We start from the raw sequence: 14,943 nt of genomic DNA on the forward strand, positions 1-14,943 counted from the left end.
TACGTGAACACAGCCCGACCGCCTTTGCTGAGTGCCACGATCCGCCGCCAATCCCTCTGCCTGGGATTGCTGGCGCTGTTGCTGTTTATTGCCGGCAGTTGGCACCAGGCGATTATCGGTTTCGACTCACGCTTCGTGCTGTTCGCCCAGGAAATGCTGCGCCATGGGCCGGGCTTTTTTCCCACCACTTACGGCCAGCCGTATGCTGATTATCTGGCCACCTCGACCCTGATGACCTGGCTGTTGTCGCTGCCCCTGGGCCAGGTCACCAGCCTCACGGCCTGGCTGCCCACTTCGATGGCCTCGGCACTGATCGTCATCCTGGTGTATCGCCTCACGGCGCCCTACTCCCAGCGCTGGGGCTTGTTGAGCATTGCGGTGCTGCTGTTGAGCACCACCTTTATCAGCGAAACCCGCGCCGTGTCCCTGGACCAGATGCTCGCCGCGATCACCTTGACGGTGTTTTATCTGGGTTACGCCCATGATCATTTCTCTGCGGGTAAACGTCTGCACTGGCTGTTTCTGCTCTTGATCCTGGGGTTTGCGATACGCGGGCCAATTGGCCTGGTCGTGCCCACCGGTGTGCTGTGCAGCTATTACCTGATCAACCGGCAATGGCGCCAACTGCTCAGCTTCGGCCTCCTGGCGCTGGCGCTGCTGCTGGCCTGTGTCGGCCTGCTGTTGCTGATGGCCAAACTCAGTGGCGGTGAGCGTTTCATGCAGGACGTGATCCGCATGCAGTTCCTCGGGCGCATGGATGGCAGCGAAGGCAGCAGCGGTGTGCTGTATTACTTCACCAGCTCCCTGGGTAATTACGCCTTGGCCTATCCCCTGGCGTTGCTAGTGCTGCTGGCAGTGGCAACCGGTGGGCGGCGCACGCCGGAGCCGGCCTTGCAATTGGTGCTGTACTGCGCCGCTGCCGGCTTGCTGGTGATGGTTGGCCTGTCGATTCCCCAGGCGAAAAAGGCGCGCTATGTACTGCCGATGCTGCCCATGGCGGCGATTATTGCGGCGTATCCCTTTTACGGTGCACGCGGGCGGCTTTTCGCCTGGCTGCGCGGCCTGATGCTGGGTTTATGGACGCTGCTGCCTACGCTGCTGATCGCCGGGCTGCTGTTCGTGCGCCCACGTTATCCGGAACACCTGAGCCATCTGGGCTTGGTGCTGGGTGTGCTTGGTGCGCTGCAGGCATTGGCGCTGTTGTCGTTGTTCGTCTCTCGTCTACGGCCGGTCGGGCCGGCCTTCACTGCGGTGTTGGCGGTGTGGGCTACCTATATCCTGGTGGTGGAACCGCTGGAGCGCAGTGTCTATGACACCCGCACATTTACCTTGAACGTTCATGAGCAGGTGATGCAGCAGCGTGCCCCCGTGGTCTTGCACGGTTTGGGCAAAGACGCCAAGGCCATCAAATACATGGTCAACCTCGACTGCGATCAGGTGCCATTGTTTACCCAGCAAGCTGCTGACCTGACGCCGCTGCAAGGGCCAGCCTGGCTGGTGATGAGCGAAGAGGATTTCCGCGCGCTTAAAGATCCGCGCTTTGCCACGCTCACGCCGACCTTAACGGGCGAGTTCGATCGCAACACCTTTGTCCTGCTGTACCTGGCCAAACCCCCACAGCCTTGAGCCGACCCGGAAGAATCCTACGCAGCTATGCGTAATGGCTGGTGTCATTTCACTTTCCGGGGGTTGAAACCCAACTGTAAACTCGATGGCCATGTGGGGTAGGTCTTTACCGCCACAGGCCATGGAACACAACAAGGACGTTAAGAGCGGCAGCCATCACTGCGGCTCACTTCGCGAGAGGACAATGCCGTGCCAAATGATCGTTTACCTGATACTCCTGCTGCCTTGAACCGGGATGAAGTGCATATCGGCTACCTGCCCATTCCGCCGTTGGATCGACTGATGTCGCTACGCAACGCTCTGGTGGCACTCAAAGGTCCCCTCTCTGGCGAGCCAGGGCTCCTGGAAAACCTGCAAAAGCATATGTTCAACGAAGAAACCGATATCCGCGTATTGGGCAAACTGAACACCGCGTACATTCCCCTCTAGTGAAATGGGTTTTAATTCAATATTTATGCATTAAAACCTCATTAATATGCATTGGCGCCGATAATCGAGGCGCGGCACACTGGGCAGGTTCCTCCCCCAAATGCAGGAACGTTCAAAGGGCTTTTCCGGGAAACCAGACAAGCCTTTTTTTTGCCCGCCGTTTATGGATTTCTTTTCAATGCTCGCTCGCTGGTTTCCCGCTGCAATCAATACTCGTCCTACCGAATGGAGCCGGGCCGCCATTGGCATGGCACTGGGTACATTGTTCAGTGTCTGGCTCTGTGCCCAGGTATTTGGCATGGAGGTGGCGCTGCACCTGCTCGGCCCGCTAGGGGCCTCGGCGGTGTTGTTGTTTGCCGTCTCCTCCGGTGCGCTGGCGCAACCCTGGTCGATCATCGGCAGCTACCTGTGCGCCGGTGTCGTAGCATTGCTGGTCGCGCGGGTTCTCGGACGCACCTTGGGCGGCGCTTGCCTGGCGGCCGGCATGGCAGTGGTGTTGATGTGCTGGCTGCGTTGCCTGCACCCACCCGCAGGTGGCCTGGCCATGACCCTGGTGCTGGCCGACCCGGCTTCCGCCGCACTGGGCTGGCATGAGTTGGGCGCTGTGCTGCTCGGCGCCAGCGCCCTGCTGGCATGTGCGCTGGCCTACAACAACGCCACTCGCACGCGTTATCCCAAGGGTGCTGTCGAGTCCCCTTCGGCCGTATTGAATACCCCCGATGCAGCGCGAAACCCTGCCGTGACCGCCGCCGATTTGAAGCTGGCGCTTGCCGAGATGGAGCAGTTCTACGACGTGGCGCCCGCAGAGCTTGAACAACTGATTCACGCGGCCGAAACCCACGCGCGCCGTCGCAGCATCGGCGAAGTACTGGCCAAGCGCGTGCCCTGAGCAGAGGCCCGGGCGCCCTGCATAAATGCAACAACCACCTGCATGATTCCGGGTTGTACTGCGCAAATTTGCACTGGTACGATCGCGAGATGGTTCGTCCCCGAACATCTTGATAAAGAACAATAAAAGCAGGGAGTTAGAGATGACTGCTCAGGTTTCATCCGAAGCAAGCCGCGCCGATTCGCCTCAGGAAGAGGTACTGGCCGACGTCCGCAACCATATCGGCCACCTCACCCTTAACCGCCCTGCGGGTTTAAACGCCATCACCCTCGACATGGTTCGCAGCCTGACCCGGCACCTGGAGGCCTGGTCCGACGATCCATCGGTCTACGCCGTGGTCCTGCGCGGCACCGGCGACAAAGCCTTCTGTGCCGGCGGCGATATCCGTTCCCTGTACGACAGTTTCAAGAATGGCGACACCCTTCACGAAGATTTCTTCGTCGAGGAATACGCCCTCGACCTCGCCATCCACCACTACCGTAAGCCCGTACTGGCGTTGATGGACGGGTTTGTCCTCGGCGGTGGCATGGGCCTGGTGCAAGGTGCCGATTTACGCGTCGTTACCGAGCGCAGCCGCCTGGGCATGCCGGAAGTGGCCATTGGTTATTTTCCAGACGTGGGTGGCAGCTATTTCCTGCCGCGCATTCCGGGCGAACTGGGGATTTACCTCGGCGTCACCGGCGTGCAGATCCGCGCCGCCGATGCACTGTATTGCGGTTTGGCGGACTGGTACCTCGACAGCGACAAGCTCGCCGACCTGGACCAGAAACTCGACCACCTGCAATGGCACGACTCTGCGCTCAAAGACTTGCAAGGTGTGCTGGCAAAGCTTGCGGTGCAGCAGCTTCCCGATGCGCCGCTGGCAGCCTTGCGCCCGGCGATCGACCATTTCTTCGGGTTGCCGGATGTGCCGAGCATCGTTGAGCAATTACAGGCCGTCACCGTTGCCGACAGCCATGAATGGGCGCTCAACACGGCCCACCTGATGCAGACCCGCTCGCCCCTGGCCATGGCCGTGACTTTGCAAATGTTGCGCAAAGGCCGCCGCCTGTCGTTGGAACAGTGTTTCGCCCTGGAACTGCACTTGGACCGGCAATGGTTCAAGCGCGGCGACCTGATCGAAGGCGTGCGCGCCCTGATCATCGACAAGGACAAAACCCCGCGCTGGAACCCGCCAACGTTGCATGGGCTATCAGTTGCCCACGTCGAAAGCTTCTTCCAACAGTTCGAGCAAATTGCGAGATAAGCCATGCAAGACATTGAATACACTGAAGAACAAGTGATGATCCGCGACATGGCGCGTGACTTCGCCCGACGTGAAATCGCCCCATTCGCCCAAGCCTGGGAAAAAGCCGGCTGGATTGACGACAACCTGGTAGCCAAGATGGGCGAACTCGGCCTGCTGGGCATGGTGGTCCCGGAAGAATGGGGCGGCACCTACGTCGACTACGTGGCTTATGCCCTGGCGGTGGAGGAGATTTCTGCCGGCGATGGCGCCACCGGCGCACTGATGAGTATCCACAATTCAGTGGGTTGCGGGCCGATCCTCAACTACGGCACAACGGCGCAGAAAGAAACCTGGTTGGCAGAACTTGCCAGTGGCCAGGCGATTGGCTGCTTCTGCCTGACCGAACCCCAGGCCGGTTCCGAAGCCCACAATCTGCGCACTCGCGCTGAGCTGCGTGACGGCCAGTGGGTGATCAACGGCGCCAAGCAATTCGTCAGCAACGGCAAGCGCGCCAAGTTGGCTATCGTGTTTGCCGTGACTGATCCGAACTTGGGCAAGAAAGGCATTTCCGCTTTCCTAGTGCCTACCGACACCCCTGGCTTTGTGGTGGACCGCACCGAACACAAGATGGGCATACGCGCTTCTGACACCTGTGCCGTCACCCTCAACCAATGCACAGTTCCCGAAGCCAACTTACTGGGCGAACGCGGCAAAGGCCTGGCGATTGCGCTGTCGAACCTGGAAGGTGGCCGCATCGGTATCGCCGCCCAGGCCCTGGGTATCGCGCGAGCAGCGTTTGAAGCGGCGCTGGCCTACGCCCGAGACCGGGTGCAGTTCGACAAGGCGATCATCGAGCATCAGAGCGTGGCTAATTTGCTGGCGGACATGCAGACCCGCTTGAACGCGGCCCGCCTGCTGATCCTGCACGCAGCGCGCCTGCGCAGTGCCGGCAAGCCGTGCCTGTCGGAAGCGTCACAAGCCAAACTGTTTGCCTCTGAAATGGCGGAGAAGGTCTGCTCGTCAGCGATGCAGATACATGGCGGCTACGGCTACCTGGAGGATTACCCGGTGGAGCGTTACTACCGGGATGCGCGGATCACGCAGATTTACGAAGGGACCAGCGAGATCCAGCGGATGGTGATTGCCAGGGAACTCAAGAACTACCAGCTCTGACAGACACCAACGAACTACTGTGGGAGGAGGCAAGCCCCCTCCCACATTTGCACTTCAGTACATGAAGATTGGCTTACTTATCCTTGAACTCTGGCGCGCGCTTGGCCACAAACGCCGCCATACCTTCCTTCTGATCCAGCGTCGCAAACGCCGCATGGAACACGCGGCGCTCAAAGCGCACGCCTTCGGACAGGCTCACTTCAAACGCACGGTTTACGCTTTCCTTGACCATCATGCTGATTGGCACCGACTTGCCAGCAATCAGCGTGGCGACCTTCAGCGCTTCATCCAGCAGCTCATCGGCCGGCACGATGCGCGCGACAATCCCGCAACGCTCAGCTTCCACCGCATCGATAAAGCGCCCGGTCAGGCACATTTCCATGGCCTTGGCCTTGCCTACCGCGCGGGTCAGGCGCTGGGTGCCGCCCATGCCGGGCAGGACGCCGAGGTTGATCTCTGGCTGGCCGAATTTGGCGCCATCACCCGCCAGGATGAAGTCGCACATCAGCGCCAGTTCGCAGCCGCCGCCCAAAGCAAAACCGTTGACGGCGGCGATGATCGGCTTGCGGCGGTTGGCCACGCGGTCGCTGTCGCTGAACAGGTCATCGAGGTAAATCTGCGGGTAGGTCAGCTCGGCCATTTCCTTGATATCGGCGCCGGCCGCAAAGGCTTTCTTCGAACCGGTCAGCACGATGCAGCCGATGTGCGGATTGGCTTCCAGATCATCCAGTGCATGGTTCAACTCACTGACCAACTGCGCATTCAGCGCATTCAGGGCTTGCGGACGATTCAGGGTAATCAGCCCGACGCGGCCCTGGACGTCGAGCAAAATGGTTTCGTAACTCATGTATCGGCTCCTTAGAGATTGCGTGAGATGACCATGCGTTGAATATCGCTGGTGCCTTCGTAGATCTGGCAGACCCGCACATCGCGGTAGATCCGCTCCAGGGGAAAGTCGCTCAGGTAACCGTAACCGCCCAAGGTTTGCAAGGCGGCCGAACAGACTTTTTCGGCCATTTCCGAGGCAAACAGCTTGGCCATCGACGCTTCCACCAGCGCCGGCTTGCCACTGTCGCGCAAGGCGGCGGCGTAATGCACCATCTGCCGTGCCACGGCGATTTGCGTGGCCATGTCGGCGAGTCGGAAGGCTACCGCCTGGTGTTCGATCAGCGGTTTGCCGAAACTCTCGCGCTCGCGGGCGTAGTCGCGCGCCGCTTCAAACGCGGCACGGGCCATGCCCACTGCTTGCGAGGCGATGCCCACGCGGCCGCCTTCGAGGTTGGCCAGGGCGATCTTGTAGCCTTCACCCTCCTCACCCAAACGGTTGGCCACCGGGACCTTCACGTCTTCAAACAGAATCTGGCACGTGTCGGACGCATGCTGCCCCAACTTGTCCTCGACCCGCGCGACGCTGTAGCCCGGCGAATCGGTGGGCACGATAAACGCACTGATCCCGCGTTTGCCTGCCGCTGGGTCGGTAACGGCAAACACAATCACCACCCCAGCGTTTTGCCCGGAGGTGATGAACTGTTTACAACCGTTGAGCACGTAGTGGTCACCGTCCAGACGCGCGCGGGTTTTCAGGCTGCTGGCGTCGGAACCGGCCTGCGGTTCGGTCAGGGCAAAGGCCCCCAGCATGGCGCCGCTGGCCAGAGGCGTGAGGAACTGCGTTTTTTGCTGGTCGTTGCCGAACTTGAGGATGGGCACGCACCCCACCGAGTTGTGCACGCTCATGATGGTGGAGCAGGCTCCATCACCGGCGGCAATTTCTTCCAGGGCCATGGCGTAAGCCAGGTAGCCGGTATCGCAACCGCCCCATTGCTCCGGCACCAGCATGCCGAAAAACCCCAGTTCGGCCATCTCGCCGATGGCCTCCTTGGGAAAGCGGTGCTCGCGATCCCATTCGGCGGCGAAAGGTTTGAGACGTTCCTGGGCAAATTGCCGGGCCGCGTCGCTGATTTGCAGTTGTTCGTCATTGGGCAGCATCGTGGTTCCTTAATACAGGCATTCGACGGCCATGGCTGTGGCTTCACCACCGCCGATGCAGATCGCGGCAACGCCACGCTTGAGGCCCTTCTGGCGCAGGGCCGAGAGCAAGGTCACCAGGATGCGGGCACCCGAGGCACCAATCGGGTGGCCGAGGGCGCAGGCACCGCCGTGCACGTTGACCTTGGAATGGGGGATTTGCAGCTTGCTCATGGTCACTAGGCTGACCACCGCGAAGGCTTCGTTGATCTCGAACAGATCCACTTCATCAAGGTTCCAGCCGGTCTTGCTCATCAATTTGCGAATCGCACCCACCGGCGCCACGGGAAACAGCCCCGGCTCATCGGCAAATGCAGCATGCCCATGGATCACCGCCAACGGCTTGAGCCCACGTTTGTGCGCCTCGGACTCGCGCATCAGCAGCAGCGCCGCAGCACCGTCGGAAATCGAGCTGGAGTTGGCCGCTGTCACCGTGCCGCCTTCGCGGAACGCCGGTTTGAGGCTGGCAATCTTGTCCAGCTTGGCTTTGGGGGGCTGCTCATCGTGCAGAATGGTTTTTTGCTCTTTGCCGACAGTGACCTGTACCGGGACGATTTCGGCAGCGAAGTTGCCGTGGCTAATCGCCTCCTGAGCTCGGGCCAGGGAGGCAATGGCGAAGGCATCCTGGGCTTCACGGGTAAAGCCGTTATGCAGGGCGCAGTCTTCGGCGAAGGTGCCCATCAGGCGGCCCTTGTCGTAAGCGTCTTCCAGGCCGTCGAGGAACATGTGGTCGAGGACGCGGCCATGACCCATGCGGTAGCCACTGCGGGCGCGGTCCAGCAAATACGGCGCGTTGGACATGCTCTCCATACCGCCAGCAATCACCACATCGACACTGCCCGCCAGCAGTGAATCATGGGCCAGGATGGCGGCTTCCATACCTGAGCCGCACATCTTGTTGAGGGTGGTGCAACGGGTGGACTTGTCCAACCCGGCGCCCAATGCCGCTTGCCGCGCTGGCGCCTGGCCCAGGCCAGCAGGGAGTACGCAGCCAAACAGCACTTCATCCACGGCGTCGGTGGCGATACCGGCGCGCTCAACCGCTGCACGAATAGCGGCGGCACCGAGTTGAGGCGCGGTCAGTCCCTTGAGGTCACCCTGGAACCCGCCCATGGGCGTGCGCACGGCGCTGACAATCACGATGGGATCAGTCATGGGTCACTCTCCTTACTTGGCTGCCATGCGCAAGGCGCCGTCAAGACGGATCACCTCGCCATTGAGCATGCTGTTTTCAATGATGTGCCGCACCAGTGCGGCGTATTCGGCAGGCTTGCCCAGGCGTGGCGGGAATGGCACGCCGGCGGCCAGGGAGTCGCGCACTTGCGGCGTCATGCCGGCCATCATGGGCGTCTCGAAGATACCGGGAGCGATGGTCATTACGCGAATACCGAAACGCGCCAATTCACGAGCCGCGGGCAGTGTGAGGCTGGCGATGGCACCTTTGGAGGCCGCATACGCAGCCTGACCGATTTGCCCATCGAAGGCGGCCACGGAAGCGGTATTGATGATCACGCCGCGTTCACCGTCGGCATTCGCTTCGGTTTCCGCAATGGCCGCAGCGGCCAGGCGTAACAGGTTGAAGCTGCCGATCAGGTTGACGTTGATCACCTGGGCGAAGTTCGCCAGCACGTGAGGGCCGTTCTTGCCGAGAATTTTCTCGCCGCGCACCACGCCTGCGCAATTGACCAACCCGTGCAAGCCGCCAAAGGCCGAAACCGTGGCTTGCACGGCGGCTTCAGCGGCAGCTTCCTGGCTGATGTCGGCCACCGCACTGCGGGCGTTTTCACCCAATTGCTTGGCCTTGGCGGCGACCGCTTCGGCGTTCAAATCCACCAGCATCACCTTGGCACCAGCGGCGATCAGCATCTCAGCGGTGGCCGCGCCGAGGCCCGAAGCGCCGCCGCTGACCAGAAAAACCTTGTTTTCAATCTGCATCATTGTTTCCTTGAACGATGGACCGGGTAACGAGCGTAGGGCCCTGATAGTCGCTTGGGTGCTGCACAGCGACAATGGTCAAAGCTTTCAACATGGCTGACTGGTTTGGCCAAGGGGGCAAGGCACTGGTGGTGAGCGGACTTGCTCCGCCCACCACAGAGGCCTGCTTGACACAGAAGCTGGCGCACCTCCGATCATAGACCCCACCGATCAGCCGGTAGGCCCAAGCGATTGGACGCCCTCCCTATCAGCTTCTAACCTGATGGACTGCGCCACCAAAGAAGCCCCCCCATGATCGTGCGTCCTAAACCCAATCTCCTGGGTATCCTGTTTTCCCTAAAAGGTTCGATTGCCAAACGCATCGCCCTGCGCAGCCTACTGGTCACGTTGCTGGCGTCAGTGATCGTGCTCGTGGAAACCCTGCACCCCGCGTACTTCTCCAAGGTCAACGCCACGCCCTTCACCTTGCTCGGGCTCTCGTTGTCGATCTTCATGAGCTTTCGCAACAATGCCTGCTATGACCGTTGGTGGGAGGGTCGCAAGCAGTTGGGGCAGATGATCATCGAGGTGCGCTCGCTGATCCGTGAAACCCAAGTACTCGCCGATGCCGCTGAACGTGCGCGCGTGTTGCGCGGGCTGGGCGGCTTTGCCCATGGGTTGATCGCACGACTGCGCCATGAAAATGAAGCCCAGGCGATACAGCCCTGGGCCAGCGTGGAAGCGGACCATCCCAACCTGCCGGACCGTGTGCTGCAACAGCTCGGCGGGCGGTTTTCGGTACTGGCTCAGCAGGGCGTCATCAGCGAATGGCGCTACACCCAGCTGGAAACCCGCTTGGTCAGCCTGAGTCAGGTTCAGGCCTCGTGCGAGCGGATAAAGACCACGCCACTGCCCTTCCCTTACACGCTGCTTTTGCACCGCACCATCTACCTGTTCTGTATTCTGCTGCCCTTCGCCATGGCCGAACCTCTGGGCTGGCTGACACCGGTGTTCACCGCCATTGTCAGCTACACCTTTTTTGGCCTGGATGAAATCGGCGATGACCTGGAAGACCCGTTCGGCTTTGATGAAAACGACCTGCCCTGCAATGCGCTCCTACGCACCTTGGAGCGTGAGATTCTCGCGGCGCTGGGCGAAACCGAACTGCCAGCGCCCTTGGAGCCAGTGGAGTACGTGCTCACCTGACGCCGGTTTGACACCTGCCCTGGTCTGACCGAAGCTGACGGCCTTTGTAATAGCTACTCAAGCTTTCGGACGCCTGCATGTCAAAGTCACGCCGTTACGCCATCGTCGGCCTGTGCGCCCTGTTCTTCATTGTGCTGCTCACTTGGTATTTCTCCCGCTCCGCCCCGGTGGCTGTGGCTCCCGCGATTGCCCATGGCTACGCCAAAGCGTTGAAACAGGCGCGTAACGGCGAGCCTGGCGCCGCCCGAGTGCTGTATCAGCAATTGGGCCGCCCGGACCTGACCGATGAGCGCCGCGCCGCCCTGCATGCCGAACTGCACAACTATCCAAGCCCCCAGGCCCTGAAGCTGGCGGATAAAGACCTGATCAATGAATCGCCGGTGGTGCGTGAAGCGGCGATCCACAGCATTGTCGGCCTTGTGCCCACGGGCCAGCGCACCCTGCTGCTGGGCCCGGCGCTGGATGACCCCGAGCAAAGCGTGCGCTTTGCCGCCGCCAATGCTTTGCTCGGCCTGTCGCCGGATACACTTGGCCTGTATTTCGGGCCGCTGCAGCAGGTGTTGGACGAATTCGTGAAATACCTCAAGGCCCAGCCCGAAACCGCCGAGGGGTGGATTCAGCTGGCACGCCTCTACATCCACAGCGCGCTGTTGCCGGAGGCGCAACAGGCCCTGGAACAGGCGATGCGTTTGCAACCGGACAACCTGCAAGCAGTGGTCGCGCAGATCGAGCTGTTGGATAAGCAAGGCAAGACCGACGAGTCCCGCCAATTGCTGGCGCGGCAGTTGGCGTCTCACCCCGAGTCCGCCTACTTGCAACACGCCCTCGGCATGTGGCTGCTGCACCATGGCGAGCGGCCTTATGCCCTCCTCGGCCTGTCCAAAGCGGTAGAGCTTGAGCCGGATAATCAGGATTACCGCTACGACCTGGCCACCACCCTGCACGACCAGCAGGAGCTGGAGGCAGCGCAGCGCCAATTGGAAGAAATCGTCCAGCGCCACCCGGCCAATCGCAAGTCTCGGGTGCTGCTGGTCAACTACTGGAAAGAGAGTGGGCAGTTGCAGAATGTCCAAGTGCTGCTGGCTCAGCTTGAGCAACAGAATCCGGACGATCCGGCCTTGCAGCAAGGGCTCTAAGACACGCCACGACACCTCGCGGACGGCTCGCCTGTACCGATAAATTGAGCCGTTTGTTGAACGGTTGCATAGTGCCACGGTCAAGTGAACATGGCGTGTTGTGACGAACATGCCCTTCCACTTGTACGTGACCCGAGGGCACTTCTTGTCTACATCCAAAGAGCTGTTCAGTGAAAAGGCGGCCACCGGCATCGAAGGTCTTGATGACATTCTTGCCGGGGGGCTATCGCGCAGCCACCTGTTTTTGCTTGAAGGTGAACCTGGTACCGGTAAAACCACCGTGGCCCTGCATTTCCTTCAGGCCGGGGCAAAAAACGGCGAGCGATCCTTGTACATCACCTTGTCGGAGACTGAGCGCGAGTTGCGCCAGGGCGCCAAGTCCCACGGTTGGGACCTGGATGACAACATCCATATTTTTGAGCTGACCCCACCGGAAAGCTTGCTCAATGCCGAGCACCAACAGAGCCTGCTGTATTCCTCTGACCTTGAGCTGGGTGAAGCCACGCGGCAGATCTTTGAGGTGGTGGAACGGGTCAAGCCAACCCGCGTGGTCGTCGACAGCCTCTCTGAGATCCGCCTGCTGGCGCAGAGTTCGTTGCGTTATCGCCGGCAGATTCTCGCCATCAAGCACTACTTCGTGCGTTATGACGCCACCGTACTGCTGTTGGACGACCTGACCACTGAATCCCTGGATAAAACCGTGCACAGCGTGGCCCACGGCGTGATCCGTCTGGAAGAATTGACGCCGAACTACGGTGCCGAACGCCGCCGCGTTCGCGTGGTGAAGTACCGTGGACAGAAGTATCGCGGCGGTTTCCACGACTTCACCATCATGCAGGACGGGGTGCATGTATTCCCTCGCCTGGTGGCCGCCGAACACCGCGGTGGTTACAACCGCCAGACGCTCACCAGCGGCATCAGCGAGATGGACTCATTGTTGGGAGGCGGTATCGAGACGGGCTCCAGCAGCCTGATTCTCGGCCCGGCCGGTACCGGCAAATCGTTGATCTCGATGATCTTCGCTGCCGCCGCCGTGTTACGCGGCGAAAAGGCAGCGCTGTTTATATTCGACGAAGAGCTGGGGTTGTTGTTTGAGCGCATGAAAAACATGGGTATCGACCTTGAAGCGCTGCAGGCCACCGGCAACTTGATGATCGAACAAGTGGACGCTGCCGAACTGTCCCCTGGCGAGTTCTCCCACCGGGTGCGCCGCGCTATCGACGAAGGGGGTATCAAAACCGTGGTGATCGACAGCATCAACGGTTACCAGGCGGCGATGCCTGAAGAAAATGCGCTGATCCTGCACATGCACGAGTTACTGCTGTACCTCAACCGTCGCGGTGCGGCGACCTTCATGACCGTCGCTCAACACGGGTTGGTGGGTGACATGCAAGCACCGGTCGACATCACCTACCTGGCCGACACAGTGATTCTGCTGCGTTACTTCGAAGCGCTGGGCAAAGTCCGCCGGGCGATTTCGATCATCAAGAAACGTACCGGCGCCCACGAGTCGACCATTCGTGAATACCGCATCAGCAACCGTGGCTTGACCGTCGGCGAGCCCTTGGACAACTTCCAGGGCGTATTGCGCGGCATCCCGACCTACATGGGCGCAGGCTCCCCTTTGCTCAAGGATGAGCAATAGTGCCGAATCTACTTGGCGTTTCCGAACGCGCGATCATTCTGGCGCCAGTGGGGCGCGACAGTTCACTGGCGTTGATGATGCTCAACGAAGCCGGTTACTCCGGCATCGTCGCGACCCACCTGCCGATGCTGTGCGACGCGATGGAAGAAGGTGCAGGTCTGTTGATCATTGCCGCCGAAGCCTTGCGCGGTATCGAGCTGGAGCCGCTGCTGGAAAAACTGCACCAGCAGCCCGCTTGGTCGGATATGCCCATCGTGCTGATGACCCATCACGGCGGCAGCGAACAGAACGGTTCGTCCCACCTCAGTGGCCTGCTCGGCAATGTGACCTTCCTGGAGCGGCCCTTCCACCCGGTGACCCTGATCAGCCTGGTCAGCGCTGCTCTGCGCGGCCGTCGTCGCCAGTACGAGGCGCGTGACCGCCTGATCGACTTGAGCGAAAGCGAACTGCGCCTGCAACGCACACTTGAAACCCTTGAACAACAAGTCGAAGAGCGCACCGCGCAACTGCGCCACAACGAAGAGGCGCTGCGCCAATCACAGAAAATGGAAGCCGTCGGCCAATTGACGGGCGGTATCGCCCACGACTTCAACAATATGCTCACCGGGATTATCGGCAGCCTCGAGTTACTGCGCAGGCGCGTGTCCCGTGGCAAGTTGGACGACCTCGATAGCCTCATCGACCTGGGCGTCACGTCAGCTAACCGCGCAGCCGGATTGACCCATCGGTTGCTAGCGTTTTCCCGCCGGCAATCCTTGGACTCCAAACCGGTCAATATCAATGAACTGGTCAGCTCCATGGGTGAACTGCTGGAACGCAGCATCAATGAAAGCATTACCCTTGAGATGCAACTCGCCGACCAGCCTTGGACAGCTGAAGCCGACCCCAATCAGCTGGAAAGCGCCCTGCTCAACCTGGTGCTCAATGCCCGCGATGCAATGCCCAACGGCGGCAAGCTGACGGTGGAAACGTCGAATCGGCACCTGGACAGCGTTTTCACCGCTGCTTTTGGCACCCTGCCTCCAGGCGATTACGTTGAGCTGAGCATCAGTGATAACGGCTGCGGCATCCCGCAAAGCGTGATTGGCCGTGTGTTCGATCCCTTCTTTACCACCAAGCCGATCGGGCAAGGCACCGGCCTTGGTTTATCGATGATCTACGGCTTCGCCCGTCAGTCCCGCGGACACGTCACCCTGCACAGCGAGGTGGGCCTTGGGACGACCGTCAGCCTGTTCCTGCCACGTTTTCTGGGTGAGACCGTCGTGCCCGCACCCGTCGACCCTGCGTTGCTGCCATTTGCCAATTCCGGGGAGACCGTGCTGATCGTCGAGGACGACCCCGCCGTACGCGTGCTGGTCAGCGCAGTACTTAAAGAGCTGGGTTATGGGTTTGTTGAGGCAGAGGACGCCAATACGGCATTGCCGATCATTGAATCTGAACAGCGGATCGACCTGTTGATCAGCGATGTCGGCTTGCCCGGCATGAACGGCAGACAAATGGCAGAGATCGGCCGGCAGATGCGGCCGGATCTGAAGGTATTGTTCATTACCGGCTATGCCGAACATGCCGCCGTGCGCGGTGGTTTTCTCGACCCTGGCATGCAGTTGATTACCAAGCCATTTACCTTTGATTTGTTGACGGCGAAGGTGCAGGAGATGATCCGGGCGTGATG

13 protein-coding genes are annotated in these 14,943 nt (G+C 60.5%); 9 read left to right on the forward strand and 4 right to left on the reverse strand.

Going from position 1 to position 14,943, the window contains the following annotated elements:
* The first annotated feature begins 3 nt into the window (after window positions 1-3).
* From ACEN2T_RS01925 to ACEN2T_RS01945, 5 genes are all read left to right on the forward strand, one after another.
* The gene (locus tag ACEN2T_RS01925; RefSeq protein ID WP_122680989.1) at window positions 4-1,626 is read left to right on the forward strand and encodes a phospholipid carrier-dependent glycosyltransferase; all 1,623 of its coding nucleotides are present in this window, start codon (window positions 4-6) and stop codon (window positions 1,624-1,626) included.
* 189 nt (window positions 1,627-1,815) lie between these two features.
* The gene (locus ACEN2T_RS01930; RefSeq protein ID WP_143499356.1) at window positions 1,816-2,055 is read left to right on the forward strand and encodes a type VI secretion system contractile sheath small subunit; all 240 of its coding nucleotides are present in this window, start codon (window positions 1,816-1,818) and stop codon (window positions 2,053-2,055) included.
* A 178-nt stretch (window positions 2,056-2,233) separates the two neighbouring features.
* Complete coding sequence (locus ACEN2T_RS01935; RefSeq protein ID WP_442116196.1) at window positions 2,234-2,944, forward strand: HPP family protein; 711 nt, start codon at window positions 2,234-2,236, stop codon at window positions 2,942-2,944.
* A gap of 142 nt (window positions 2,945-3,086) precedes the next feature.
* Window positions 3,087-4,190 (forward strand): enoyl-CoA hydratase/isomerase family protein, encoded by a 1,104-nt coding sequence (locus ACEN2T_RS01940; protein WP_442116197.1) that lies wholly within the window; start codon window positions 3,087-3,089, stop codon window positions 4,188-4,190.
* A 3-nt stretch (window positions 4,191-4,193) separates the two neighbouring features.
* Window positions 4,194-5,345 carry an acyl-CoA dehydrogenase family protein gene (locus ACEN2T_RS01945; RefSeq protein WP_122680985.1) on the forward strand — a complete coding sequence of 384 codons (1,152 nt, stop codon included), beginning with the start codon at window positions 4,194-4,196 and terminating at the stop codon, window positions 5,343-5,345.
* Between the two features lie 73 nt (window positions 5,346-5,418).
* Here the strand turns inward: ACEN2T_RS01945 and ACEN2T_RS01950 are convergent, their stop codons facing one another.
* From ACEN2T_RS01950 to ACEN2T_RS01965, 4 genes are read right to left on the reverse strand one after another with little or no spacing between them, the layout of a single operon-like run.
* Window positions 5,419-6,192, reverse strand: a complete 774-nt coding sequence (locus ACEN2T_RS01950; protein WP_032885667.1) for an enoyl-CoA hydratase — start codon at window positions 6,190-6,192, stop codon at window positions 5,419-5,421.
* Between the two features lie 11 nt (window positions 6,193-6,203).
* Window positions 6,204-7,331, reverse strand: coding sequence for an acyl-CoA dehydrogenase (locus tag ACEN2T_RS01955; protein ID WP_032885668.1), 1,128 nt, complete (start codon window positions 7,329-7,331; stop codon window positions 6,204-6,206).
* Window positions 7,332-7,340: 9 nt separating this feature from the next.
* The gene (locus tag ACEN2T_RS01960) at window positions 7,341-8,525 is read right to left on the reverse strand and encodes an acetyl-CoA C-acyltransferase (protein WP_099602497.1); all 1,185 of its coding nucleotides are present in this window, start codon (window positions 8,523-8,525) and stop codon (window positions 7,341-7,343) included.
* A gap of 12 nt (window positions 8,526-8,537) precedes the next feature.
* A complete protein-coding gene (locus ACEN2T_RS01965; RefSeq protein ID WP_099602498.1) occupies window positions 8,538-9,305 on the reverse strand; it encodes an SDR family NAD(P)-dependent oxidoreductase in 768 nt (255 codons plus the stop codon).
* A gap of 291 nt (window positions 9,306-9,596) precedes the next feature.
* Between ACEN2T_RS01965 and ACEN2T_RS01970 the strand changes: the two genes are divergently transcribed.
* From ACEN2T_RS01970 to ACEN2T_RS01985, 4 genes are all read left to right on the forward strand, one after another.
* Entirely contained in the window at window positions 9,597-10,490 is an 894-nt protein-coding gene (locus ACEN2T_RS01970; protein WP_032885671.1) for a bestrophin family protein, read from the forward strand.
* Window positions 10,491-10,567: 77 nt separating this feature from the next.
* Entirely contained in the window at window positions 10,568-11,626 is a 1,059-nt protein-coding gene (locus ACEN2T_RS01975) for a tetratricopeptide repeat protein (RefSeq protein WP_442116198.1), read from the forward strand.
* A 145-nt stretch (window positions 11,627-11,771) separates the two neighbouring features.
* A complete protein-coding gene (locus ACEN2T_RS01980) occupies window positions 11,772-13,271 on the forward strand; it encodes an ATPase domain-containing protein (RefSeq protein WP_032885743.1) in 1,500 nt (499 codons plus the stop codon).
* A complete protein-coding gene (locus ACEN2T_RS01985) occupies window positions 13,271-14,941 on the forward strand; it encodes an ATP-binding protein (RefSeq protein ID WP_442116199.1) in 1,671 nt (556 codons plus the stop codon). Before ACEN2T_RS01980 ends, ACEN2T_RS01985 begins: the two co-directional genes overlap by 1 nt.
* Window positions 14,942-14,943 lie beyond the last annotated feature (2 nt).

Source organism: Pseudomonas sp. W22_MBD1_FP4 (assembly GCF_052113765.1).
In the GTDB taxonomy this organism is placed as follows: domain Bacteria; phylum Pseudomonadota; class Gammaproteobacteria; order Pseudomonadales; family Pseudomonadaceae; genus Aquipseudomonas; species Aquipseudomonas sivasensis.